This is a genomic window from Streptosporangium heterodermiicola, assembly GCF_051390675.1.
In the GTDB taxonomy this organism is placed as follows: Bacteria; Actinomycetota; Actinomycetes; order Streptosporangiales; family Streptosporangiaceae; genus Streptosporangium.
In genome coordinates this window covers 274,646-298,364 of the sequence record NZ_JBPJSR010000012.1, presented here as the reverse complement: position 1 = coordinate 298,364, position 23,719 = coordinate 274,646, and the positions used below count along the sequence as shown (strand labels likewise).

The window sequence follows — 23,719 nt, the reverse complement described above, 5'->3', positions numbered from 1 at the left end:
CAGAGCGGGGTGAATTCCGAGCGAGGCGGACCCGGGAGCGGCCGGCGCTACCACCGGCACGGCGTTTCGGACAGGATTACCAGGGGAGGTCACGCCAATGGCCCCCTCGGGCCGGAGAACGAACAGGGAGTCGGATGCGCAAGCTGATCGGTTTTCTCCTCGTGCTTCTCGTTCTCGTGGTGATCCTCGACAGGGTCGCCGTCACGGGGGTCCAGCGCGAGATCGCCACGCAGGCCACGGCGAAGTACGACCTCTCGACCCCGCCCGAGGTCACGATCGAGGGAATCCCCTTCCTCACCCAGGCGATCGCCGGGCGCTACGAGGAGGTCAGGGTCGCCGCGGGCGCGATGACCATCTCGGGCATCCGGCTGTCGAGCGTCGGCTTCACCCTGCGCGGCGTCACGGCCCCGCTGGAGGACCTGGTGCTCCGCCCCCAGCAGGTGGACATGCGCGCCGAGCGCGTGGAGGGGACGGTGGTCGTCCCGGTGGAGACGCTCAACCAGCGGGCGCCTCAGGGGATCAAGGTCAACGTCGTGGGCGACGAGCTCAACGTCAGCGGGGAGATCACCGTGCTGGGGCAGAAGGTGCCCGTGAAGGCGGCGCTGAAGGTCGAGATCGCCGAGGGCGGCCTGCGGCTCGTCCCCGGGAAGGTGACCCTGGGCGGAGGCATCCCCGTGCCCGATCCCGAGCGGTTCATCAACTACCGCATCCCGATCGGGAAGCTGCCGTACAACCTCAAGCTCACCGAGGTCAAGGCCGTTCCCGAGGGGCTGCGCATCTCCGGCGAGGCCTCCGACGTACCCCTCCGAGGCTGAACGTGCCCCGTGCCTGAACCGGATCGTCCCGCCGTACGTCGTGAGGATGTGAGCCAAGCCGGAACCGCCGACGAGCAACTCGTCAGGGCGCTCTTCGACGAGCACGGCGGGCCACTCTACGGCTACGTGCTGCGGCTGACGGGCGACTCGGGGAGAGCGGAGGATGTCGTGCAGGAAACGCTGTTGCGGGCCTGGCGCCATCCCGACGCGTTCGCCGGCCGCTCCATCCGCGCGTGGCTGTTCACGGTGGCCCGCAACCTCGTCGTCGACCAGCACCGCGCCCGCAAGGCGCGTCCCCCGGAGACGGGTGACGAGGCGCTCGCCGTGGTGCCCGCCGACGACGAGCTGGAGCGGGCCGTCGAGTCGTGGGCGGTCGCAGAGGCGCTGGCCGCGCTGCGGCCCGAGCACCGCGAGGTGCTGGCCGAGGTCTACTACCAGGGGAAATCCGTCAAGGAGGCCGCCGAGTCGCTCGGCATCCCCGCTGGAACGGTTAAATCGCGCACGTATTACGCGCTTCGGGCGCTCAAGCTGGCGCTGGAGGAGCGGGGGCTCGCGCCATGATGATGACCTGTGACGAAGTACGGATGTCGCTCGGGGTCTACGTTCTCGGTGCCCTGGAGCCGGACGAGCGCGTGCTCGTCGAGGCCCATCTCGCCGAGTGCGCCGAGTGCCGGGCCGAGCTGGAGGAGCTGGCCGGGGTGACGACGTTCCTCGGCAGGGTGTCCGAGGGCGACGTGGCGCAGGTGGCGAGCCCGCCCACGGCGGTGCTCGACCGGCTGCTCAGCGCCAAGGTCAAGCGGCGCCGTACGAACCGCCTGATGCTCTCGCTGGCCGCCTCGGTCCTGGTGGTCGGGCTCGGCGGCGGGACCCTGTGGACCGTCGTCCAGACCCAGGGCTCCCAGGAGGCCGCCCCGGCGTCGGGGACTTTGGCGGACAGGGCGCCGGACTCCGCGAGGGAGGGCGAGGAGAACGCCCGGGCCTTCACGGACTCGACCGCGCCCGACACCGACGCCAAGAGCAGCGCCAAGAGGGCCTCCGAGGCCCCGATGGCCGAGCCTGCCCCGTCTCCGGCGGACAGTTCCGCACCGGCGGCGTCCGGGTCCTCGACGGCCGACCCCGCACCGAAGGCCTCCAGGACCCCGCTGTCCAGCCCCGCGCCGGAGGTCCTGCTCGCCCCGAGCGAGCTGCGGTTCACGGGGGAGGACGACACGGGCACGGTCCGCGCGACGGTGACCGCGTCCGCGGGGGAGGGTGCGACCACGGTCAAGGTCATGCTCACCGGGGTGGCCAAGGGCACGCGCTGCCGGCTGGAGGTGATCGGGGCGGGAGGAGTCAGGGAGACGGCGGGCAACTGGGTCGTCAACAGGGCCGCCTACGACGAGTCGGGCGGCTTCGAGGGCACCACGACGATCCCGCCGGAACGGATCACGTCGTTCGTGATCACCACCGCCGAAGGACGGGTGCTGCTCACCGTCCCCGCCCCCTGAACCCGCTCCGCTTCCGCCGGGGCGGTGCGGGAACGGCCCGGGGTCCCGAACCCGTCCCGCCGGGGCGATGTGGGAACGGCCCGGGCCGGGCTTCGTGGGAGAGCGTGTGACCTGGGACCCCGAACCCGTTCCGCTTCCGCCGGGGCGATGTGGGAATGGCCCGGGGTGCACGTCTGTTGTCGTGTTGCGTGACCGGTTTGACGGTGGTGGTCGTCACCCTCGCCCTCGCCACGCTCGTGGGCGTGGTGCTGCGGCGTCGGAACGGCGTGGCGCGAGAGGTGAGGGGCGACGTGGAGCGGCTCACGTCCGGCGACATCCACGCGGAGCTGGGAGAGCGGGCCACGCTCGTGCAGTTCTCCACCTCCTTCTGCCAGCCGTGCCGGGCGACTCGGCGGATCCTCGGCGAGGTGGCCGGAATGGTGCCCGGCGTCGCGCACGTGGAGATCGACGCGGAGTCCCGCCTCGACCTGGTCCGATCGCTGAACATCCTGCGCACCCCCACCGTCCTCGTCCTCGACGCGACCGGCCGGGTCGTGAAGCGCGCCTCCGGCCAGCCCAGGAAAGCCGACGTCATCGGCGCCCTCGGTCTGGCGGTCGGCGAATGAGCGGGGCACCCTATCGCCCATTGAACGATCATGTCTCAGAAATTGGACAGGGATGTGACAGATGGCGGGACGCCGGGGTAATGTCGTGGACATGAACTCCACGACAGAGCTGCTCACGAAGCGGCGCGCGGTTGATTTCTGCCGCGTGACCACCGCTCTCTGTCGCGTTTCCTAAGGGCGATCTCAAGCGGCCGTCGAGCCGCACCGATCTGCACAACCCTTCAGGAGCATCAGGCGATGCAGGTTGATTCCCGAGCCCTCCGCTTCGCAGCGGCCGTGACTACCGTCGTGCTCGCACTCGTCCTCGTGACGGGCAGCGCATGGCTGCTGGCCGCGCAGGCCGTCGTGTTCGCACTGGGCACTCTCGGCACCTCGCCGTACGGGATGATTTTCAAAGGGATAGTGAAGAGCCCGCCCAAGGAGCTGGAGGACGCCGCCCCGCCGCGTTTCGCGCAGGGGGTCGGACTCGCCTTCGCTCTGGTGGGCTTGGTCGGATACGTCGCACAGATCACGCCGCTGGCCCTCGGCGCCGTCGCAGCGGCCCTTTTCGCCGCCTTTCTCAATGCCGCTTTTAGTTTCTGTCTCGGCTGCGAGATGTTTTTGATCATTCGCCGTTTACTACCCGTCGCACGATGATCCTGGAGGATCAAAATGAGCCGCTCCGCCGTCCTGGTCGACGCTGACTGGGTCGAGGCCAACCTCGACACTCCCGGTGTCGTTCTCGTTGAAGTGGACGAGGACGCCAGCGCATATGACAAGGGCCACATCCGTGGTGCCGTCAAGGTCGACTGGAAGCAGGACCTGCAGGACCCGGTCCGCCGCGACTTCATCGACCGTGAGGGCTTCCAGGCGCTGCTGTCGTCCAGGGGCATCGCCAACGACGACACCGTGGTCCTCTACGGCGGCAACAACAACTGGTTCGCCGCCTACGCCTACTGGTACTTCAAGCTCTACGGCCACGAGAACATCAAGCTCCTCGACGGTGGCCGCAAGAAGTGGGAGCTCGACTCCCGCGAGCTGGTCAAGGACGTCGTCGCGCGTCCCGCGACGAGCTACCAGGCCAAGGACCAGGACCTGTCCATCCGCGCCTTCCGCGACGACGTCGTCGCCGCGATCGGCAAGCTCAACCTGGTCGACGTGCGCTCTCCCGACGAGTTCTCCGGCAAGCTGCTCGCGCCCGCCCACCTTCCGCAGGAGGCGGCGCAGCGCGGCGGCCACGTTCCCACCGCCCGCAACATCCCCTGGTCGAAGACGGCCAACGACGACGGCACCTTCAAGACGGACGAGGACCTCAAGGCCCTCTACGAGGGCGAGGGTGTCGACTTCTCCAAGGACACCATCGCCTACTGCCGCATCGGGGAGCGCTCCGCGCACTCGTGGTTCGTCCTCCACGAGATCCTCGACCAGGCCAGCGTCAAGAACTACGACGGATCGTGGACCGAGTACGGCTCGCTCATCGGCGTGCCGATCGAACTGGGAGAGGCCCGATAATGACACAGGGATGCGCTGCTCCGGAACAGACGGTTGCCCTTCCGGCCGGGATCGACCTTTCGAGCCAGGCCGTCATCCAGGGCGTGGTCTCGGGCGCGGGCACGGCATACGCCCGCCTGCTCGACCACGCGGGAGAGTTCACCGGTGAGGTCGTGGTGTCCGAAGAGGGCATCTTCCGCTTCTTCGCCGCCCCCGGTGACTGGACCGTCCGCATCATCGCGGGCGGCGGGATCACCAAGGACATCCCGGCCCAGGCCCGCCTGGGTGAGGTCACCCAGCTCGCCGTGGCCGTCTGACCTCCCGGGTCCGGACTCGCCACAGCGAACCAGCACGTTGACCGAACGGCCCAGGTAGCACCACCGACCAGCAGGGTGAAAGGACCGGCCTCCCGAGGGGAGGCCGGTCCTTTCCGTTGAGCGGGACATGCGGACCGCGCCGGATGCGCCGGCCGTGCGGACCGCGCCGGGCGCGCCGGCCGTGCGGTGTGCCACCGGCCCCGCCGGTCGGGCTGCGCTCCGTCGGGGGAGTCGTTAGCATGCGTCGGGTGCCTGAAACGCCTGTTATGCCCGCACAGTCGCCGGCGGTCGGCCGGAGGTCCGCCTCGCTCTCCGCGACCTCGCTGCCCATGCACACGCTCAGGATCTTCGGCGCCCGCGCCCTGTCGCTGATCCTCTGGTTCTCGGCGGGCAGGGTGGTCCGCGCGCTGCTGATGGTGGCCGCCAGCGAGGTCTCCCACGGTGACCACCGGCAGGTACGGCTCGTCATCACGATGTTCGTGTTCACGCTGATCGTGCTGAACGAGCTCGTGATCATGGTCGGCATGCTGCACTCGGTGCGCGGGGCGCTGCGGGAGATCCAGGCGCGGCGGGCGGGCGGCGAGGCGGACGAGAGCATGTTCGGCGCGCTGAACCGCGCCACGATGGTCTTCGCCACCATCTACCTCGCCTGGAGCTTCCAGAACGCGGACGCCAGGGAGTTCATCGCCGTCGACACCGCCAGGCGGGTCGACCAGGACTTCGCGACGAGTCTCGCGGGCGGCGAGATCGAGGGCGGCACCGGGCTCTCCACGCTGGACGTACGGGTCTCCCTGGGTGTCGCCGTGGTCGCGTACCTGCTCAAGACGCTGTTCGGCTGGTGGCACGTCAACGGCAAGGTCAAGGGCAGTGGCGTGTTCGCGACCTTCTTCGAGCTGGCCTTCGCCTTCTACAGCCTCAACGCCCTGTTCGCCTTCGCCGAGGCGCGGGCGGACTGGCTGGACCACCGGGTCGTCGTGACGACGGTCAAGGACTGGACCGAGGCGGCGGGCGAGGCCATGCCGTGGTGGAAGGCGTTCTGGGACGCGGTCGGTGAGGTCTGGCCCCATGTGATCGACGGTCTGGTCGTCCCGCTCACCTGGCTGACGGTCGCCTCGCTCGTCTACGGGGCCTTCGCCGAGGACACCCGGGCCGTCGTACGGGGGACCAGGCTCGACAACGTGGCCACCCGGATGGAGCGGACGCACAACCTCACCCAGACCACGATGACCCGTGCCACGGCCGGGTTCCAGGAGCGCTGGGTCCCCCCGGTGAACGCCTTCCGGCTCGCGGTCCGGGGCGGTCCCGCGCTGTTCGGTCTCTTCTGTCTCGGCTACGTCGGGATCAGGGTGGTCACCGACTACGCGGACCGGGGCGTACGGACGCTGGTCGGCAACGAGGACCCGTTCGTCTGGCTGGCGCTGGCCGGGCCGGTGTCCTTCGTCAGGGAGATGGTGGTGCTGACGCTGACCGTCTGCCTGCTGGCGGCCACGTTCGACATCGCGGCCACCCGCAGTCGTGAGGCGGGGGAGACGCTCACCGCCTGAAGCGCAGCACCTGGTCCTGGACGGGGTCCTTCTGCTTCGCGGCGTTCTTGAAGATGTCCTTCACGGACTCGTCCTCCACGACGTGGTACGTCGCGGGGCGGACGTAGGCCTCGACCTGTCCGGCCAGCTTCCTGGGCACCACGCCGACCATGTTGTAGGAGTAGGCGGTGCCGACCCTGTGGTCCTTGGCCTCTTCCGGGAGGTCGTTGCTCTCGGGCAGGACCTTCCACACGCGGCCGTCGGAATGCCTCATCTCGACCTGGGGTTCGCCACGCAGGCTGACGCCCTCGGCGTCCAGCGCGGTCCTCGTCACCTTGATCTTCAGCCACTGGCGGTCGGCGGGGAGGGGCTTCTGGCCGGGCAGGTTGTCCACCTGCTCGACCGAGGCCTTCCACGACACGTGCATCAGCGTCATGGCGCCCCCCGGGGCGACGGTGTGGATCCTGTCGGCGGGGTTGCCGGTCCTGTAGACGGTGTAACCGCTCCACGCGGAGACCACGAGGCCGAGTCCCACGGCCACGATCGCCCCGCCGGCCCGCAGCACCGTACGGCGACTCCTCGGGCGGCTACTCGTCGGCGAGGTCTCCTCCGTGGTCGCCGAGGTCTCCGGCGGGGGACGTTCCCCGGGCCGCTCGGTCCGGGGGGCGCCGGTGGGTGCGGCGACGGGGGTGGCCGCGACCGTCCCGGCCCCGGTGGCGGGGGGCCTGGGCAGCGGGGGGCCTGGGACGGAGGGGAACGGCTGGGTCGAGGCCCCCGGTGACTCTTCCGCCGGTTCTTCCACGGGCGGCTTCGGGGGCCAGACCTGCTCGTCGGGGAACGTCCGCATCGGTCCGGGCGTCCACTGGCCACCGCCGCTCGGAGGTTGCCGGCGCTGAGGCGGGGTGGGGCGGCTCCTGGCCGGGGTGAGGGGTGCGGCGGGCCCCGGGGCCGGGGTACCCGGGGTACCCGGGCTGCTCGGTCCGGGGGGCGCCGGTGGCGCGGCGGGCCGAGGCCGGGGGGCGGGGGCCGGCTGCGCCGGAGCGGGGAACCCCTGCCCGGCACGGCGGTTCCCGGGCTCGGGCGGGTTCAGCCGCCGGGCCCGGGGCGGCGCGGGCCGTTCCGGATTCTGCCCGGCGGGCGGCCGGTGGGCCGCGGGAGGCTCCGCGTGACGTTCCGTTTGACGCTCCGCGTGACGTCCGCGAGGTCGCGTGGGCGCGTCGTCGTCGAGATGACCGGGCGGTGCCGGGTGCCTGAGGGGGGTGCCCGGGGTGCCGGGAGTGCTGGGGGGAACCGGCCAGGTGCCGAGGGTGGCGGGCCAGGGGCTGTCTCGGTAGGGATCGTGAGACGGCGTGGAGGAACGACCTTCCGAGGCGGGCCCGTTCTCCCCCGGGGGCCGGGCCCCCTCGGCGGGCCAGGTCTCCCCGGCGGGCCGGGGCTCGTGTGCGGACCGTTCCTCTCGCGCGGACCGTTCCTCTCGTGCGAGCCGTTCCTCCCGCGTGAGCCGTTCTTCTCGCGAGGCGAACCAGTCGCGGCCCTGCTCGTCCTCGGGGCCTCCCTGGTGTGGGGTCCCCATCAGGTCCTGCTCGCCAACTCGTAGACGTCCTTCGCGGTGGAGGTCAGTCGCCGGGCGGCCGCCTCGTCCAGGCCCAGGTCGATCTCGATCTCGGGTCCGTTCGGCTCGACGATGAAACCGGATGAGGGGGCGATCAGGATCCGCGAGTCGGGAAGCTCGGCGGGCGGGATCTCGAAGACCGTCACGCCCTCGGTCCACCAGCCCGGCTGGATGTAGGGGTTGGTGATGGTCAGCGTCCGGTCCACCCTGTCGGAGGCCACGTAACGGTGCCCGCCGCCCGTCAGCAGGCGGGGAGGCCCCAGCTGCTGCGGCTCCCAGGTCGCCGTGGCGCCCACCTCGACGATGACGAAGATCCCCTTGGCGGTCACCCGTTCCCGCTCGCCGCCGGGCTTCGGGGCCGCGATGGCCTTGGCCGCGTGCACCGCCTTGATCCGTGCGGAGATCCGTGAGCCGGTGACCTCCTCGTTGATGTCGCCGGTCGAGGTGAGGGGCGCGTCGTGGTCGGCGATCCCCGAGCGGAAGGCCTGCAGTCCCACGGCCGAGGCCGCCAGCGCGATCCCGGCCAGCACGGCACCGGCGGTGCGCCACCGGCTCGGCGGCGCGGTGGTTCCGCGACGGGCGGGAGGCCCGGAGCGGGAGCGGGAACCGGGCCGGGAAGGGGACGTCTCCGGCCGGGAAGGGGACGGGGGAAGGGTGTCGGGCTGGGGGCGGGAGGAGACGTTCACGATCGCGTTCCCTTCGGTACGACGGGAAGCGTGACCTGAGCCGTCACCACGGGCTTCTCCTTGCCCGCGTCGTCCTCCGTCACCAGGAACCAGCCCGGCGCCAGGGTGACCCCCTCACGCCACTCGTACCTGCCGACGTCGATCGTCAGCTGCTTGGGAGCCCGCTGCCCGTCCTCCAGCTCGTACTTGACCACGATGCTGGTCGGCAGGGCGGGGTGGAGTTGGGTGCTCTCGCCCCCTCCCGTGGGGGAGAACACCGACGCGCCGTACTTGCCCTTGATCGCCGGGGTTATCTTGAGCAGGGACGAGCCGAGGGACCCGCCGGCCAGGCCGCCCTCGTAGAGGAGTCCCGTGGTCGCGGTCTCGTCGCCCTTGTTGACGACCCGGAGCTCGATCTCCAGGAACCGCTTGGCCGGGCTGCCGAACAGGCCGGGCTCGCTCAGGGTGCGGGACCCGACGAACGTGGTCGTGAACTGCGCCTGGTCCACGGTCGAGCCCTGGCCGAGCCGCTTGGGAGGCTTCTCGGAGGCCGTGGCGAAGCCGCCGGCGGCGGCGGTGGCTCCCAGGCCGGCGATCGTCACCAGGGCGACGAGCGGAACCGCGATGGGGCGCCGTCTGGTGGGACCCTCGGGAGGGGGAGTCATGAGAAATGATGTTAATCGCTGACGTCCGTCTCATCCGACTCATCTGTCCCTTAAGTACTGGTGAACCTGGGGAAAATACAGCGGATTGACGGGAACGCTGCCCGAATATGATGTCGAACTCTTACGCTGTCTCCGAGGCTTCCGATGAGCCCGATGGCGGAGGTTCCGTGGCGGACGTGCATCCAGAGCATGCGCAGCTCCAGGCGGACCGGATCTACCTGGGCTGGCAGTACGCCTTGTTGCACCCTGATCCGGGTCCGGCTCCCAGGCGACCCTCGCCCGTCGAGAATCCTCCCGAGCCGCTCGACCCCGAGTGGGTGCGCAGGGAACGCCTCAACGAGGACCTCCTGAACCGGCCGGTCAAGATCGTTCGCGGGTTCATGGCCGCGCTCGCCACCCTGATCCTCGTCCTCGGCCTCACCGAGATGCTCAGCTGGTCGTTCGCCGCCGTCGGGGTGATCGCCGCCGGTGGGATCGCGGCGTTCTGCAGTTACGCCGTCCACCAGGGCGACCGGGCGGTGCGCCACCGCATCAAGGAGCGCGAGGTGGCCGGTGACCGGCTGCGGGAGGAACGCGACAGGGAGCTCTTCCTCGCCCAGGAGGAGCACGCCGCCCGATACCGGGAGTGGGCGGAGAAGAAGGAGCGCCACGACCGCCAGCTGACCTGGTACGCCGTGGCGGTGCCCGACGAGATCGACCGGATCGACGTGGCCGGGGGCACGCTGCCCGGCTGGTCGGCGCTGATCACCCTGCTCGGCGCGACCCGCCTCTACAGCGGCGGCCACCTGACCGTGCTCGACCTGTCCGAGGGCGCGATCGCCAAGGACCTGATCGAGCTCGCGCGCAGGGGCGGCGACGACCCGCTGGTCTGGGTGCTGCCGGTCGACCTGCCCCGGCTCGACCTGGGCGCGACGCTCGCCCCGGAGGCCTTCGCCGACGTCCTCGCCCACGTGGTGAGCGTCAGCGAGGAGCACCGCTCGACCAGGGACCTGTCGTTCGACAACGCCATCCTGGAGCGGGTCCTGGAGGTCCTCGGCGAGAGCGCCACGATCAACCAGGTCACCGCGGCCCTGCGCGCCCTCGCCCAGGTCGGCGACCCCCGAGAGGACCTGCGGTTCGGCCTGATCACCGCCACCCAGCTGGAGCGGATCGGCACGCTGTTCGGCCGGGGCGTCAGCGACCGGGTGGTGATCGAGCGGGCCTGGGCGCTGGAGTCGCAGCTGCGCAAGCTGGAGACCCTCGGCTCCGAGGCGGTGCGCCTGCCGCCCGCGCGCCTGCGGGTCGTGTCGATGGACCGCCAGGCGGGCGTGTTCGGCAACCGCGTCCTCGGCACGTACGTGGCGACCGCGCTCACCCACATCCTGCGCCAGTCGCCCGCCTCCGAGCGGCCCTGGTACCACACGATCATCGTCGCGGGCGCGGACAAGCTCCGCGGTGACGTGCTCGACCGGCTGATGGACGCCTGCGAGACCTCCAGGACCGGCCTCGTCCTCACCTACCGCGCGCTGACCCCGACCGTACGGGAGCGGCTCGGGCGCGGGCACGCGGCGGTGACGTTCATGCGGCTCGGCAACGCCGAGGACGCCCGGGTCGCCAGCGAGCACGTCGGCACCGAGCACCGGCTGGAGCTCGCCCAGCTCACCGAGACGATCAGCGCCGCCGGGGCCGGGATGGACGGCGGCTACGTCTCCACGGTCGGCCAGGCCGAGGAGGGCGACGAGGAGCGCGACGTGAGCCACACGGACCTCAAGGAGGACATCACCGAGTCCACCGAGTGGGGCCGTCGCGCGACCAAGGCGATGGGGGAGACCGAACGGGTGCTGCACCGCTCCAGGGAGTTCCTCGTCGAGCCCCACCAGCTCCAGCAGCTTCCCACCACGTCGGTGATCGTCACCGACGCCACCGCCGACGGCCGCAGGGTCCGTCTCGCCGATGCCAACCCGGCCATACTGACCTTCCCCAAGACGACGCTGGGCGAGTTCGACGAGATCAAGGAAGCCGCGCTGGACCACGTGCACCAGGAGAAGAGGGCCGAGCCGCGCGCGTCGAGCGCGTTCGAGGACGCGCCGCCCAACCTCGGCCCGCCCCCGGCCAGGCTCGACTGGCGCCGCCGCCAATGAGAACCCGGCCCGCGCCGACGAGAGCCCGGCCGACGCGGGCCCGGGGGGTGGGGGCTCGGGCGGCGGCGTTTTCGCCGGATGCGTCAACGGGCCGTCCGTATGTCGTAATGGGATGGTCAATGCGGGGGTGCGAGCCCCGAGTCAGGTTCGACCGTGGTTGCGGGGGTGACCTACCCTCGATCTCGATCATGCGTCGGCCGGTACGACGGAGCGATCCGTGAAGCGTCAACCCTCCGGCCTGGAGCCGGGTCCCCCGGGTGGAGACCAAATGCAGCCAAGTGTGTCCCGTCCGCCCAATGCCTTGACAGGTCCCTGGTACAGAATCCAGGCGATCACGGCGCCCTCGCGCAGCTCCTCCGCCGAGTGGGACTTCGTCACCGTCCTGCCCGCCGTACTCTCCACGGCCCAGCGCAACCGGCCCTTCGTGGTCGGCTGGCTCTCGCGCGGGTCCGGCGCCCCGCTGGAGCTGATCACCAACGCCGGGCCGCTCACCCCGCCGCGCCCGCCCCGCAGGGCCGCCACCGAGGCGGAGCACGCCCCCGGCGGCCCCGAGCCGCTGCTGTTCCCCAGCGGCGCCCGGGGTGTCCGGATCGGCGACGAGTGGCTCCGCGACCTGTCCGACCTCGCCTGGACCGTCTGCCCCGGACGGCAGGCCCCGCCGCTCGGCGGGCGCCGCGAGCCGGACGCCGACGAGATCAGGCGGCCCACGCTCTTCGAGTCGACACTGGTCACGCTCATGTCCCGGCCGTTCGCCTGGCTGGTGGTGGCCGAGCAGACCGACCTGCTCGACGCCGAGGTCGCGCACCTGCGCACCCAGCTCAACGTGCTGCGGCAGTACGGTGACGCCTCCGAGCGCTCCCGCTACGACGCCGAGCGGGCCGAGCGGCGCATGCAGGAGCTGGACGCCTTCCGCGAGGCCGGGCTCTGGAACGTCCGGGTGCTCGCCGGGGCCGCCGGGCCGGAGGAGCTGCGCCAGATCGCCCCGGTGCTCGTCGGCTCCGCCGAGATGAGCCACCACCCCTACCGCCTGCGCAGCGCGCTGTCCGGCCCCGTGTACGGCTTCGCCGAGGCGCTGGCCACCACCCTGCAGGACCCGGCGGACGGCGCGGCCTCGCCGTTCGCGGCCACCGCCGGGGCGCTCGCCGCCCTCGCCGGGCTGCCGCACCGGGAGGTGCCGGGGGTACGGGTCCTCGACGCGGGCTTCTTCGACGTGACCAGCGAGGCGGACACCGTGCCCGGCGCGCTCACCGTCGAGCTCGGGGCCATCCTCGACGGCCAGGACAGGCCGGTCGGCTCGTTCAAGGTCCCGCTGGCCACCCTCAACCGGCACGCGTTCATCACCGGCGCCACCGGCTCCGGCAAGTCCCAGACCGTCAGGCACCTGCTGGAACAGCTCACCGGCGCGGGCATCCCGTGGCTCGCCATCGAGCCGGCCAAGTCCGAGTACGCCTCGATGGGCGGCCGGATCGAGCACCTCGCGCCGGTGACCGTGATCAACCCGTCGGCCCCGGAGAGCGTGCCGTTCAGCGTCAACCCGCTCGCCCCCGAGCCCGGCTACCCGGTGCAGGCGCACATCGACATGGTCCGCGCGCTGTTCATGGCGGCCTTCGACGCGGAGGAGCCGTTCCCGCAGATCATGTCGCTCGCCCTGCAGCGGGTGTACGAGGCGAACGGCTGGGACGTGGTCACCGGCTGGGCCGCCCCGGGGGCCGCAGTCCGGCCCGCCGTGCCGACCCTCGAACAGCTCCAGCGGCACGCGATGGACGTGATCAAGGAGATCGGGTACGGCCGGGAGGTCCAGGCCGACGTGGAGGGCTTCATCTCGCTGCGGCTGCGGTCGCTGCGGGTGGGCTCCGCGGGCCGGTTCTTCGAGGGCGGGCACCCCGCCGACATCGGCGACCTGCTCCAGCGCAACGTGGTGCTCGCGATCGAGGACGTCGCCAACGACGAGGACAAGGCGTTCCTGATGGGCACCTTGATCATCCGGATCGTGGAACACCTGCGGATGCGGGCCAGGAAGGAGCGCAGCAGCGGGCTCAAGCACGTCATCGTGATCGAGGAGGCGCACCGGCTGCTCCGCGACCGGGGCGCCGGCCGGGCCAGCACGCACGCCGTCGAGCTCCTGGCGGGCATGCTCGCCGAGATCCGCGCGTACGGCGAGGGCATCGTGGTCGCCGAGCAGATCCCCACGAAGCTCGTCTCCGACGTGGTGAAGAACACCGCGCTGAAGGTGATCCACCGGCTCCCCGCCGAGGACGACCGCCAGCTGGTCGGCGCGGCGACGAACCTGAGCGAGGAGCAGTCCCGGCAGGTCGTCTCGCTCCCGCCCGGCGTCGCCGCGGTCTTCGCCGACGGCATGGACCGGCCGCTGCGCATCCAGGTGCCGCTGGGCGAGGACCGCGAGCGCCCGGTCCCCGGCCACATGCCGCCCATCTGCGGGCGCCGCTCGGCGGCCTGCGGGCAGGAGTGCCGGGCCGGCCGGGCGTGCACGCTGGTCGAGCTGCGCGAGGCGGACCTGCTCGCGGGGGCGGCCGACTGGGCCTGGCTGCGGATCTGGACCGACACGCTGGTGCTGGCGTTCTGCACCAACCGGCCGATGCCCGGGGTGCCGAGGGCGCTGGCCGACCTCTGGGCGGATCTCCCGGCGCGGCGCCGCGAGTGCCTGCTGGCCACGGCGGTGGAACGCTGCGTGGGCCGCCGCGCCTGGTCGTTGCGGACCGTGAGCGACCCGGCCAATCTGACCGAGCAGGTCGCCGCGGTCGCGACCAGGCTGCTCGGCCCCGACCGCGACCCCGGCGAACGCCCCGGGCCCGCCTGGGTCATCCCGCAGGTGCGGTGGCTGCACGAGGTGGACAGGCTCTTCCCGCACGGCCAGCCCGCGCCCAACCCGCGCGGCTCCGCGCCGGTGATGGAGTACGCCCTGTTCAACCGTCCCGCGGGCGGTACCGAGCTGCTCGGCCACCGGGCCAAGGCGCTCCGCCACCACCCGCTGTCCATGGAGGTCGACAGGAACAGGGAGCTGGCCTGGCGGGTGATCCTCGGCGACGACGAGCGCGAGAGCGTGGAGCGCGACATCCTCACGGTCACCATCGGCGTCGACCCGGCCGACCGGCTCCGGCACGTGTCCCAGACCATGGGGGCGGGCTGGCTGGAGAGCGTGCTGTCGTGGCCGCACCGGTTCGTGCTGCCCTTCGACGCCGACTCGCCGGAGTCCGCGGAGCTCGCCTTCGCCGAGCAGTGAGGGCGGTCCGGCCGTGGAGGATGCGCCGTACGAGTTTCCACGGGCTTTCCACGAGCGTTTCCGTGGGCTCTGCCCGGAGGGCTTTCCCGGGTGCTTTCCGACGGGGTTCGAGGGCTTTCGTACCTCACCGTCACCGGGGGGTACGTGTGACGTGCCGCCGGGGGTGACGGTGCCGAAGCAGGGCTAAGATCTGCGGCATGAACGATTCGGTGATTCCGGTCCCGCGGCCGGGCCGGTCGGCCGCCGGGTCGCCCCGCGACGGGTCGCCACGCTCGTCCCGCGACGGGTCGTCAAACTCGGCCCGCGGCGGGTCGCCAGGCTCGTCCCGCGACGGGTCGCCAAGCGAGGAGACGGCATGACTCAGCTTCCGCTGCGGGCGCAGCTCGCCACCGCTCTCGGCCGGACGGCCGCGACCCTGTCCCGGGTCACCGGGCGCGGCGACGGATCGGTGATCGGGGGCCGGGTCAGCCTGGTCCTGGAGCCCGACCTGCTGCGCAAGCTCGCGCACGACCGCAAGCTCGCGCTGGTGAGCGCGACCAACGGCAAGACCACGACGACCCGCCTGATCACCTCCGCGCTGTCGGAGCTCGGCGACGTCGCCACCAACGCCTTCGGCGCCAACATGCCCGCCGGGCACGTCTCGGCGCTGTCGTCGGCCAAGCACGCCCCGTACGGCGTGCTGGAGGTCGACGAGAAATACCTGCCCGAGGTGATCGACACCACCGGTGCCGGGGTCATCTGCCTGATGAACCTCAGCCGCGACCAGATGGACCGGGCGGGCGAGATCTGGCTGCTCGCCCAGAAGTGGCGGCGGGCGCTGGCCGGGAAGAACACCCACGTGATCGCCAACGCCGACGACCCGCTGGTGGCCTGGGGCGCCTCCACCGCCGCCTCGGTCACCTGGGTGTCGGCGGGCCAGCCGTGGAAGGAGGACTCCTGGTGCTGCCCCGAGTGCGGCGGCCCCCTCGACCGCAAGGGCATGGAGTACGTCCCGCCCGGCAGCGTCGGCGCCGGTGCCCCCTCGAAGGCGGGCGAGAACGACTGGGCCTGCCGCGAGTGCACCTTCCGGCGTCCCGAGCCGTCCTGGATCCTCGACGACGACGCGGTGATCGACCCGCGCGGGCAGCGCTGGGTGCTCGACATCCAGCTCCCCGGGCGCGCCAACCGGGCCAACGCGGCGATCGCGCTGGCCACCGCCGAGGTGTTCGGCCTGCCCGTCGAGCGGGCGCTGCCCCGGCTGCGCGAGGTCAGGTCGGTCGCCGGCCGTTACACCACGGTGGAGCGCGACGGCCGGCACGCCCGGCTGCTGCTCGCCAAGAACCCGGCCGGATGGCTGGAGGCGTTCGACGTGCTCGACTCCTCGCTTCCGGTGATCCTCTCCGTCAACGCCCAGGGGCCCGACGGCCGCGACACCTCATGGCTGTGGGACGTCGACTACCGCGTGCTGCGCGGCAGGCCGGTCTTCGTGTCCGGTGAGCGGCGGCTCGACCTCGCGCTCCGGCTGGACGTGGCGGACGTGCCGTTCCAGCTGGCCGGCTCGTTCGAGCAGGCGCTCGCCGCGCAACCGCCCGGCAAGGTCGACGTGATCGCCAACTACACCGCCTTCCAGCAGATCCGATCGGAGTTCGGTCGTGCAGTCTGACAGCGCCCTGCGCCTTGTCTGGATCTACCCGGACCTACTGAGCACGTACGGCGACCAGGGCAACGTCCTGGTCCTGGAGCAGCGCGCCAAGCGCCGGGGGATCCCGGTCGAGACCGTGCACGTGCGCTCGGCCGATCCGGTCCCCGAGGGCGGCGACATCTATCTGATCGGCGGTGGTGAGGACCGGCCGCAGATCCTGGCCTCCGAGCGGCTGCGGCGCGACGGCGGCCTGCACCGGGCCGTCCAGCGGGGCGCGGCCCTGCTCGCCGTGTGCGCGGGCTACCAGATCATCGGCACCACGTTCGGTGGCGAGGAGGGCCAGCCGGTCGACGGCATCGGCCTGATCGACATCTCCAGCGGGCGCGGCCAGGGCCGGGCCGTCGGCGAGCTGGCGGGGGAGGCGGACCCGGCGCTCGGCATCCCGACGCTGACCGGCTTCGAGAACCACATGGGCGTCACCCGCCTCGGGGCCGGGATCCGGCCGCTGGCGCGTACGGCGGTCGGCACGGGCAACGGCGACGGCACCGAGGGCTGCTACACCGGCAAGATCGTCGGCACCTACCTGCACGGTCCCGCGCTCGCCCGCAACCCCGGCCTCGCCGACCTGCTGCTCACCTGGGCGGTGGGCGCCCAGCTGCCGCCGATCGACGACTCCTGGTTCGACCGCCTCCGCGAGGAGCGTCTGGCCGCGGTGCTGCCCCACTGACCGGGTGCCATCGTCGCCGACGGGGACGTCTTGCTGTCGGAGACCTCTCGGTGAGAGGGAGCTCTCAGAGACAGGGAGCTCTCACCGATGAGGAGTTCTCGCCGATGGGGAGTTCTCATTGGCGGGGGCTCTCAGCTACAGGGGCTTTTCGCTGACGGGTACGTCCCGTCGCCGTGGAAGACCGGCTGCCCGGTCTTGCCGGGCGGCCGGTGGTCCGGCGGAAGCGGGCCTGGGGGCGGTGTTCCGGTGACCTCAGTAGACGAGGGCCTGGACGCCCTCGCCCAGCACCTCTTCCACGAAGGTGGGGGCGCCCGCGATGCGGATGCCCTCGATCACGTCGTCGACCGTGATGTCCCGCCGGGCCGCGCACTGCGTGCACAGGGTCACCCTGCCCCCCGCGAGCACCGCGTCGAGCAGGTCGCCGAGCTGGGCGGCGTGCGGGAGGGTGAACTCCTTCGCCCGGCCGGGAAGGGCGAACCAGGCGGACTCGCCCGTCAGCCAGAGCGAGACGGGAACCCCGCTCGCCAACGCCGCCGCGGCCACCGTGAACGCCTGATTGCAGCGCTCGGGTGAGTCTTCGCCTGCGGTAACCTTGATCACCAGTGATCGTGCCATGCTCGAAGCCTATGCGGCCCGGTGTCACCGGCGCGAACCATACCCGAGCGGCCCTAGGCTCGTTTTCATGGACGTTCCCGAACTGCATCCCGATCTTGAGCCGATCGCCTTCCTCGTGGGCCGATGGGAAGGCGCCGGGGTCGGGGGATATCCGACGATCGAGAGTTTCAACTTCGGCCAGGAGATCGTCTTCGGTCACAACGGCAAGCCGTTCCTGACGTACACCAGCCGCACCTGGCTGCTCGACGAGGCGGGTGACAAGGTCCGCCCGCTGGGCACGGAGACCGGTTTCTGGCGTCAGCTCCCGGGCCGCCAGCTTGAGGTGTGCCTGTCGCACCCCACGGGCATCGTGGAGGTCTACGTCGGCGAGGTGGTCTTCAACAAGATCGAGCTCCAGACCGACGTGGTGGCCCGCACCGCGACCGCCAAGGAGTACACGGCGGGCCACCGCCTCTACGGGCTGGTCAACGGCAACCTGATGTGGGCGTACGACATGGCGGCCATGCGGCAGCCGCTCCAGTCCCACATCTCGGCCGAGCTGAAGCGGGTCGGTGACTTCGTACCCGACGAGGTGTGAGGTCCGCGACCGGGCAGGACACGGCTCTGGCTACGCTCTGGAGCATGAGCACCCCCTTCACCCCCGACGTGGTCGAGGCCATCAAGCGCCACATGAACGACGACCACGCCGATGACGCGCTGCTGATCTGCAAGGGCCTCGGCGGGCAGCCCGAGGCCACCGGCGCGACGACGACCGGCGTCGACGCCGAGGCGATCGAGTTCGCCGCCGTGGTCGGCGGGCGGGACGTCACGGTCCGGGTCCCCTGGAGCGGCACGCTGACCGAACGCGCCCAGGTCCGGATGGAGGTCGTCCGCCTCTACCGTGACGCCTGCGCCGCCCTCGGCGTCCCCGCCCGCGGCGAGCACTGACCCTTCCTGCTCCGTCCCTCCCTCTTCACGCCGACCGCGCGCCGGGCCGGATCCGGTGGAGCGGCGATCCGGCATGGCCGTGCCGTCCGGCCGGTGTTCGCCAGGGGCTCTCCTTCCGAACGGTGAACGGTAGGGGAGGGGCCGGTGGGCCGGTTGATGACGGTCCGGTCACTGTCGAGACCGATCGTGGCGTTCGTGGAAAGCTCCCAGATACCAAAATTTCCTGAAAAAGGAGGCGCGGTGAAACCACGAGCACTCGTACTGGCGCCGATGCGAGGTCAGGAGTGGAACCGCCTGAGAGAGTTGATCGACGTTCACTACGACCCAGCCGACCACAGTCCCCACCAGGCGGCCGAGCTCGCCCGGCAGCTCGTGGACACCGGCGCGCGCATCCTCATCACCGAGTCCGACGAGGTCGCCGGTCCGGTCCTTGACCTTCCCCTGCTGGTGGTGGGCTGCGCCCGTAGCGAGGCGGGGAACGTGGACCTCCCGGCCGCCACGGCGAAGGGCATCCCCGTCGTCTGCGCCCCCGGCCGCGACGCCGACGCGGTCGCCGAACTCACCCTCGCCCTGATCCTCGCGGTGACCCGCCGGGTGGCGGTCGGAGACAGGGAGATCCGGCAGGGCATGGCCTCCTACCGGCGCCACCGCGCGTGGGAGCTCGCGGGCCGGACCGTCGGCCTGATCGGCTACGGGGTGGTCGGCCACGCGGTGGCCTGGCGGATGAAGGGGCTGGGCATGCGCGTCATGGTCCACGACCCCGAGGCGGCGGAGAACCGGTACGGGCTCGACGTCCTGCTGGCCCAGGCCGACGTCGTCTCCGTGCACGCCCCCGCGTCCGCGGGCCGGCTGGTCGGCGCGGCGGAGTTCGCCGCGATGAAGCCCGGAGCGATCTTCGTCAACACCTCGGACGCGACCCTGCACGACATGGACGCGCTCGTCGGGGCCCTGAGGGCCGGCCATCTCGGCGGCGCGGCCCTCGACCGGTTCGCCGGGGAGTGGCTCGACCCGGCCCACCCGCTCGCCGACATGGACAACGTGGTGCTCACCCCGCACCTGGGCTCCGGAACCTACGACACCGAGATCAACCAGACCCGGATGATCTGCGAGGACATCGTCAGGGTCCTCGGCGGCGAGCGCCCGCTGCACTGCGCCAATCCGGGCTTCCAGGAGTGACGGTCTCGTAAAGGGACGGCATCCGGAGGGAAGGGACGGCTTCCGGAGGCGTGCCTCGCGGAAGCGGGACGCTCCAGAAGAAAAGCGCTGGAAAGGGAAGAACCCCGGGCCACTTCCCCCTGCTCGGCAGGGGGGCCGGTGGACTACAGGCGGGATCGCCCGCCTCCGGCGGCCCGGGGTTCCGGTGATTGTCGTGGATTCGCCGAACGTCGCCAGACGCCCGGACAGAGTCCGGTCGCGGCGTCCTAGCGGACAGCCACCTCGCTAGCCCAACTATGAGCAACCATCGTTCGGACCACCTCCTTTCGGCGTGCCTGTACGTTATGAAACTCCGCGCCCCCAGGGCAAATGAATTTTCCCGATCTCCCGCCGCCACCCGGATCCGGCCCTCTGACCAGCCGCAAGGGCCGATGGGAGCGAAACGGGGCCAGTGCGCGGACGCTCGTACCCGCGCCGTCTCCGTTGGCGATTCCCGAACGGGAGCCGCTGCCGTCGGTCGCGATCAGGCGCCGGGGGCGACCGGTTCGTGAGCCGGTGCCCGGCCGGGCGGCAGCGGACGGCCGGTGAGGGTGAGCGCCCGGCCGCCGCCACAACCGAGACGCAAGTGGATCACCAGTGCGCCCCGTGAGCCTCCGTGAGGCAAGCGAAAACGCGTCCCAGGAGACATGCATATGAGGAAGAAGGCGTTATCCGCCGCGGCGGTCACCCTGACCGCCCTGGCGGCCCTGACCGTGGCGGCTCCCGTATCCGCGTCCGCCACGGCCGCGACGATCGAGGTCGAGCGCGCCTACGCCGAGACGGTGTGGGAGTGGATCGACCCGTTCACCTGCCCGACGAACACGGTGCTCACCGGCCGCTCGCACTACGGCGACGAGGACGCTCCCACCACCTACTACTGCAGCTTCATCCTCATCGACGGCGAGCAGGCCCAGGTGCACCTCGGCGACTGGACCTCCCGCCAGAAGGAGAGCAGGTCCGACTACAGCGCCCCCGACCACCACGCGGTCGTCGGCAGGTGGCACGAGGGTGACGAGAACGGCTACACGAGGTACCGCACCGCCACCGTCTATTGGCGGGGTCAGCAGGTGCTGCTGGCCAACGGAGAGATCAGCGGTGCGCACAAGGAGAGCAACCACACCTGGCACGCGAACAGGAACAAGGTCATGACCGGTCGTCTGCACAGCGGGGACGAGAACGGCAGGACCTACTACCGGTCCGCCGGCGTGACCCTCGCGGGCTGACCCCGCCGACCGCCGCCCACCTCGAAGCGGCGGAGATCCACTGACCGTCGCGCCGGGCGGCGCAACCGGCCGGGCCCGATCGTTCCCGAAGCGGTTCTCGTCCTCAGGCCTCCGGGAACAGCCGGCCGGACCCTCCTCGATCCTCGCCGCCCCGCGCGTGATCGCACTTCGAAAGGAACCGAAGACGATGAGAACGTACGGCAAGGCCCTGTCCGTCGTCGCCGTGGCCGCCGCCCTGTCGGCCACCACCATGGTCTCCCCCGCCTCGGCGGCGGTGACGATCAAGATGGAACGCATCTACAGCGAGACCGTGTGGGAATCGGCGGGCGTCCAGTTCACCTGCCCGCCGAACCAGGTGCTCACCGGCCGCTCGCACTACGGCGACGAGAACAAGCCGACCACGTACCAGTGCAGCCGGATTCTGATCAACGGCGAGCAGGTCCAGGCGCACGCCGGCGACTGGACCTCCCCGCAGAGGGAGAGCAGGTCCGACTACAGCGCCCCCGACCATCAGGTGGTCGTCGGCAGGTGGCACCACGACGACGAGAACGGCGACACGAGGTACCGCAGCGCCGCGCTGTACTGGCAGGGACGGCAGGTGCGGCTGATCGACGGGAGCACCAGCGGTGAGTACAAGGAGAGCGGCCACAGCTGGCTGGCGGGGTCCGGCAAGGTCATGACCGGCCGTGTCCACCACGGGGACGAGAACGGCAAGACCTGGTACCGGTTCGCCACCGTGTCGTTCGAGGGCTGAGCTCCCGTGCCACACCGGCCCCCGCCGGTGGATTGGCGGGGGCTTCTCCTCGTGTCAAAAGATGACCTTCAGGCGGTACGCAGGGCGTCGGGGTGTGCGGCGAAGTAGTCGGCGATCGTCGCGGGCCTGCGACCGGCCAGCCGCTCGACGGCGTGCGTGGTGACGTCGAACCAGCCTTCGCGCTTGTACGCGCCCAAACCCATCCACCCCTGGACGTATTGCTCGGGCAGCCCGCGTTCGGACAGCGTCGCGGCCAGTCCGGCGTCCGTGACCTGCTCGCAGCGCACCGGGCGGCCCGTGACCTGGGACAGCGCCTCGGCGACGTCCGCGTCCGTCACCGCCGCGGGGCCCGTGACCTCGACGAGCTGCCCCTCGCACCCGCCGTCGGCGAGCACGGCCGCGGCGACGGCCGCGCTGTCGTCGCGGGTGACGTGTCCCACGCGACCGTCACCCGAGTTGCTGGGCAGCACCCCCGTGGCGACGGCGATCGCGGGCACGCCGACGAGGTTCCACATCTCCGGCCACTGGTTGAAGCGCAGCGCCGTGAACGTCAGCCCCGACTCCGCCAGCAGCCGTTCGGTCCCCAGGTGGTTCTGGATGAGCGGCTGGGGCTGGCCCGGCTCGCCCGCCCTGGCGAACGACGTGTAGATCACATGACCCACGCCCGCCTTGACCGCCGCGTCGATGGCGTTCGCGTGCCCCGGGGCCGGTCCGGTGAACGAGCCGACGCTGATGATCAGCAGTCGTTCCGCGCCCTCGAACGCGCCGGGCAGGCCGGCGGGGTCGTCGAAGTCGGCGTACCGGGTGGTCACTCCGAGATCGGCGACGTCGTCCGGGGTGCGGGACAGGGCCACGACGCGTGCGGCGTCCACCCGCTGGAGCAGATGCCCGACGGTGAGGCGTCCGAGCTTCCCGGACGCTCCGCTGACAACGATCACGGTGAATCCTCCTTGGAGGTCGAGGTGCGTACCCTGATCCTTGGCCAGCAGGTGAACAGCCCGAAAGAAGGCACATTCATGTCCACTGCCTCCGTCACCGTGCCCGTCACGATGGACGATCACCGGAACTGCCCCGCGACGAGTGTGCTGCGCCGGGTGGGCGACAAGTGGAGCGTCGTGATCCTGTCGATCCTGGCGCGCGGCGCCCACGGCTTCAACGAGCTGGACAGGTCGGTGGAGGGCCTCAGCCGCCGCATGCTGACGCGCACGCTGCGCGGGCTCGAAGAGGACGGGCTGATCAGCCGCACCGTGCACCCGAGCGCGCCACCGCGCGTCGACTACGCGCTCACCGACCTCGGACGCTCCTTCCTGGAGCCCGTGCTCGCCCTGGGCCTCTGGGCCGTCGACCACCGGACCGGCCTCGAAGCCGCCCGCACCCGCGCCCGCCGTGATCGCGCCACGGAGGTCACGGCCCGCTAGCTTGCCGCACCGGGAATTCGTCGTGGAAGCCGAGAACGCCTGAGTGGCGAGGACCGGACGGGCATCAGTCGTACAGGTGTCCCAGCGGGGCTCCCCGACCTCTGCTTCGCTCCGGCGTCTCAGGCGAGTCATAAGGAACACCGATGGCGTCCCAGTGCTCATAGACTCTGGACATGACCGAGACGTCGTGGCATGAGGAACTGCGGGCGCGCGGTTACCGGGTCACTCCGCAACGCCAGCTGGTGCTTGAGGCGGTCAAGGCCTGCGAGCACGCCACCCCGGAGGAGATCTGCAACCGGGTGCGGGAGACCGCGCGCGGGGTGAACATCTCAACCGTCTACCGGACCCTGGAGCTCCTTGAGGAGCTCGGCATGGTCACCCACTCCCATCTCGGGCACGGCGCTCCCACCTACCACCTGACGGCCGAGGCCGATCATGTGCACCTGGTCTGCCGTGGCTGCGGGGAGATCAGTGAGGTCAGCCCCGACCTGGTGGAGAATTTCGTCGCCAACCTCGACCAGAAACTCGGGTTCCTCACCGACGTGCACCACCTGACGGTCTTCGGCCGCTGCCGCAACTGCCGCGACTGACGGCCGGGCCGAGGGGCGCGGCGCTCGGCGCGTATCGGCCGAGAGCACAGGACGGCTCCCGCCGGGCACGACCGCCTCGGTGATTTCCGGCGCCGGCGCGCGAGGACGAGGGGTTACCCCTGGCCCCGGC

25 protein-coding genes are annotated in these 23,719 nt (G+C 71.2%); 20 read left to right on the top strand and 5 right to left on the bottom strand.

Annotated features, from left to right (window positions below; translation table 11 throughout):
- The first annotated feature begins 134 nt into the window (after positions 1-134).
- From ACSC1Q_RS26195 to ACSC1Q_RS26155, 9 genes are all read left to right on the top strand, one after another.
- Positions 135-815, top strand: coding sequence for an LmeA family phospholipid-binding protein (locus tag ACSC1Q_RS26195; RefSeq protein ID WP_436761324.1), 681 nt, complete (start codon positions 135-137; stop codon positions 813-815).
- A 48-nt stretch (positions 816-863) separates the two neighbouring features.
- Positions 864-1,376, top strand: a complete 513-nt coding sequence (locus tag ACSC1Q_RS26190) for a sigma-70 family RNA polymerase sigma factor (RefSeq protein ID WP_350969222.1) — start codon at positions 864-866, stop codon at positions 1,374-1,376.
- Positions 1,373-2,302, top strand: a complete 930-nt coding sequence (locus ACSC1Q_RS26185) for an anti-sigma factor family protein (RefSeq protein ID WP_436761323.1) — start codon at positions 1,373-1,375, stop codon at positions 2,300-2,302. The genes ACSC1Q_RS26190 and ACSC1Q_RS26185 overlap by 4 nt, the downstream gene beginning before the upstream one ends.
- 266 nt (positions 2,303-2,568) lie before the next feature.
- Positions 2,569-2,907, top strand: coding sequence for a TlpA family protein disulfide reductase (locus tag ACSC1Q_RS26180; protein ID WP_436761339.1), 339 nt, complete (start codon positions 2,569-2,571; stop codon positions 2,905-2,907).
- 61 nt (positions 2,908-2,968) lie between these two features.
- Positions 2,969-3,082, top strand: coding sequence for a putative leader peptide (locus tag ACSC1Q_RS26175; RefSeq protein WP_362840590.1), 114 nt, complete (start codon positions 2,969-2,971; stop codon positions 3,080-3,082).
- A 62-nt stretch (positions 3,083-3,144) separates the two neighbouring features.
- Positions 3,145-3,543: a DUF4395 domain-containing protein gene (locus ACSC1Q_RS26170; protein ID WP_436761322.1), complete on the top strand. Its 399-nt coding sequence runs from the start codon at positions 3,145-3,147 to the stop codon at positions 3,541-3,543.
- Positions 3,544-3,558: 15 nt separating this feature from the next.
- A complete protein-coding gene (locus ACSC1Q_RS26165) occupies positions 3,559-4,398 on the top strand; it encodes a sulfurtransferase (protein WP_350969225.1) in 840 nt (279 codons plus the stop codon).
- Positions 4,398-4,694: a DUF1416 domain-containing protein gene (locus ACSC1Q_RS26160; RefSeq protein ID WP_350969226.1), complete on the top strand. Its 297-nt coding sequence runs from the start codon at positions 4,398-4,400 to the stop codon at positions 4,692-4,694. The genes ACSC1Q_RS26165 and ACSC1Q_RS26160 overlap by 1 nt, the downstream gene beginning before the upstream one ends.
- 266 nt (positions 4,695-4,960) lie before the next feature.
- Positions 4,961-6,238, top strand: a complete 1,278-nt coding sequence (locus tag ACSC1Q_RS26155; RefSeq protein ID WP_436761321.1) for a hypothetical protein — start codon at positions 4,961-4,963, stop codon at positions 6,236-6,238.
- Here the strand turns inward: ACSC1Q_RS26155 and ACSC1Q_RS26150 are convergent.
- From ACSC1Q_RS26150 to ACSC1Q_RS26140, 3 genes are all read right to left on the bottom strand, one after another.
- Positions 6,228-7,064, bottom strand: coding sequence for a hypothetical protein (locus ACSC1Q_RS26150; protein WP_436761320.1), 837 nt, complete (start codon positions 7,062-7,064; stop codon positions 6,228-6,230). The genes ACSC1Q_RS26155 and ACSC1Q_RS26150 overlap by 11 nt on opposite strands.
- Before the next feature lie 725 nt (positions 7,065-7,789).
- The gene (locus ACSC1Q_RS26145) at positions 7,790-8,515 is read right to left on the bottom strand and encodes a hypothetical protein (protein ID WP_436761319.1); all 726 of its coding nucleotides are present in this window, start codon (positions 8,513-8,515) and stop codon (positions 7,790-7,792) included.
- Entirely contained in the window at positions 8,512-9,159 is a 648-nt protein-coding gene (locus ACSC1Q_RS26140; protein ID WP_436761318.1) for a hypothetical protein, read from the bottom strand. The genes ACSC1Q_RS26145 and ACSC1Q_RS26140 overlap by 4 nt, the downstream gene beginning before the upstream one ends.
- A 176-nt stretch (positions 9,160-9,335) precedes the next feature.
- Between ACSC1Q_RS26140 and ACSC1Q_RS26135 the strand changes: the two genes are divergently transcribed.
- The 4 genes from ACSC1Q_RS26135 (at position 9,336) to ACSC1Q_RS26120 (ending at position 16,868) form a co-directional block, all read left to right on the top strand.
- Positions 9,336-11,279 (top strand): hypothetical protein, encoded by a 1,944-nt coding sequence (locus ACSC1Q_RS26135; RefSeq protein WP_436761317.1) that lies wholly within the window; start codon positions 9,336-9,338, stop codon positions 11,277-11,279.
- A gap of 301 nt (positions 11,280-11,580) precedes the next feature.
- Positions 11,581-14,520 carry an ATP-binding protein gene (locus ACSC1Q_RS26130; protein WP_436761316.1) on the top strand — a complete coding sequence of 980 codons (2,940 nt, stop codon included), beginning with the start codon at positions 11,581-11,583 and terminating at the stop codon, positions 14,518-14,520.
- A 355-nt stretch (positions 14,521-14,875) separates the two neighbouring features.
- Positions 14,876-16,162: a MurT ligase domain-containing protein gene (locus ACSC1Q_RS26125; protein ID WP_436761315.1), complete on the top strand. Its 1,287-nt coding sequence runs from the start codon at positions 14,876-14,878 to the stop codon at positions 16,160-16,162.
- Positions 16,152-16,868, top strand: a complete 717-nt coding sequence (locus ACSC1Q_RS26120; protein ID WP_436761314.1) for a type 1 glutamine amidotransferase — start codon at positions 16,152-16,154, stop codon at positions 16,866-16,868. Before ACSC1Q_RS26125 ends, ACSC1Q_RS26120 begins: the two co-directional genes overlap by 11 nt.
- 252 nt (positions 16,869-17,120) lie before the next feature.
- Here the strand turns inward: ACSC1Q_RS26120 and ACSC1Q_RS26115 are convergent, their stop codons facing one another.
- On the bottom strand, positions 17,121-17,483 hold the full coding sequence (locus tag ACSC1Q_RS26115) for a DsrE family protein (protein WP_355622372.1): 363 nt from the start codon (positions 17,481-17,483) through the stop codon (positions 17,121-17,123).
- A gap of 67 nt (positions 17,484-17,550) precedes the next feature.
- Here ACSC1Q_RS26115 and ACSC1Q_RS26110 point away from each other — a divergent pair, with 67 nt between their 5' ends.
- The 5 genes from ACSC1Q_RS26110 to ACSC1Q_RS26090 all read left to right on the top strand — a co-directional run bounded on the left by ACSC1Q_RS26110 (position 17,551) and on the right by ACSC1Q_RS26090 (position 21,581).
- Positions 17,551-18,060 carry a heme-binding beta-barrel domain-containing protein gene (locus ACSC1Q_RS26110; RefSeq protein ID WP_436761313.1) on the top strand — a complete coding sequence of 170 codons (510 nt, stop codon included), beginning with the start codon at positions 17,551-17,553 and terminating at the stop codon, positions 18,058-18,060.
- A 44-nt stretch (positions 18,061-18,104) separates the two neighbouring features.
- Positions 18,105-18,410, top strand: a complete 306-nt coding sequence (locus tag ACSC1Q_RS26105; RefSeq protein WP_436761312.1) for a DUF2470 domain-containing protein — start codon at positions 18,105-18,107, stop codon at positions 18,408-18,410.
- Positions 18,411-18,650: 240 nt separating this feature from the next.
- Positions 18,651-19,586 carry an NAD(P)-dependent oxidoreductase gene (locus ACSC1Q_RS26100; protein WP_436761311.1) on the top strand — a complete coding sequence of 312 codons (936 nt, stop codon included), beginning with the start codon at positions 18,651-18,653 and terminating at the stop codon, positions 19,584-19,586.
- Between the two features lie 671 nt (positions 19,587-20,257).
- Positions 20,258-20,827, top strand: a complete 570-nt coding sequence (locus ACSC1Q_RS26095) for a hypothetical protein (protein ID WP_436761310.1) — start codon at positions 20,258-20,260, stop codon at positions 20,825-20,827.
- Positions 20,828-21,014: 187 nt separating this feature from the next.
- Entirely contained in the window at positions 21,015-21,581 is a 567-nt protein-coding gene (locus ACSC1Q_RS26090) for a hypothetical protein (RefSeq protein WP_436761309.1), read from the top strand.
- A gap of 68 nt (positions 21,582-21,649) precedes the next feature.
- On the opposite strand, the gene ACSC1Q_RS26085 is transcribed toward ACSC1Q_RS26090, so the two are convergent.
- Entirely contained in the window at positions 21,650-22,519 is an 870-nt protein-coding gene (locus ACSC1Q_RS26085; protein ID WP_436761308.1) for an NAD(P)H-binding protein, read from the bottom strand.
- A 78-nt stretch (positions 22,520-22,597) separates the two neighbouring features.
- Here ACSC1Q_RS26085 and ACSC1Q_RS26080 point away from each other — a divergent pair, with 78 nt between their 5' ends.
- Both ACSC1Q_RS26080 and ACSC1Q_RS26075 read left to right on the top strand, forming a co-directional pair.
- Entirely contained in the window at positions 22,598-22,999 is a 402-nt protein-coding gene (locus ACSC1Q_RS26080; protein WP_436761307.1) for a winged helix-turn-helix transcriptional regulator, read from the top strand.
- A gap of 173 nt (positions 23,000-23,172) precedes the next feature.
- Entirely contained in the window at positions 23,173-23,589 is a 417-nt protein-coding gene (locus ACSC1Q_RS26075) for a Fur family transcriptional regulator (protein ID WP_436761306.1), read from the top strand.
- The last annotated feature ends 130 nt before the right edge of the window (positions 23,590-23,719 follow it).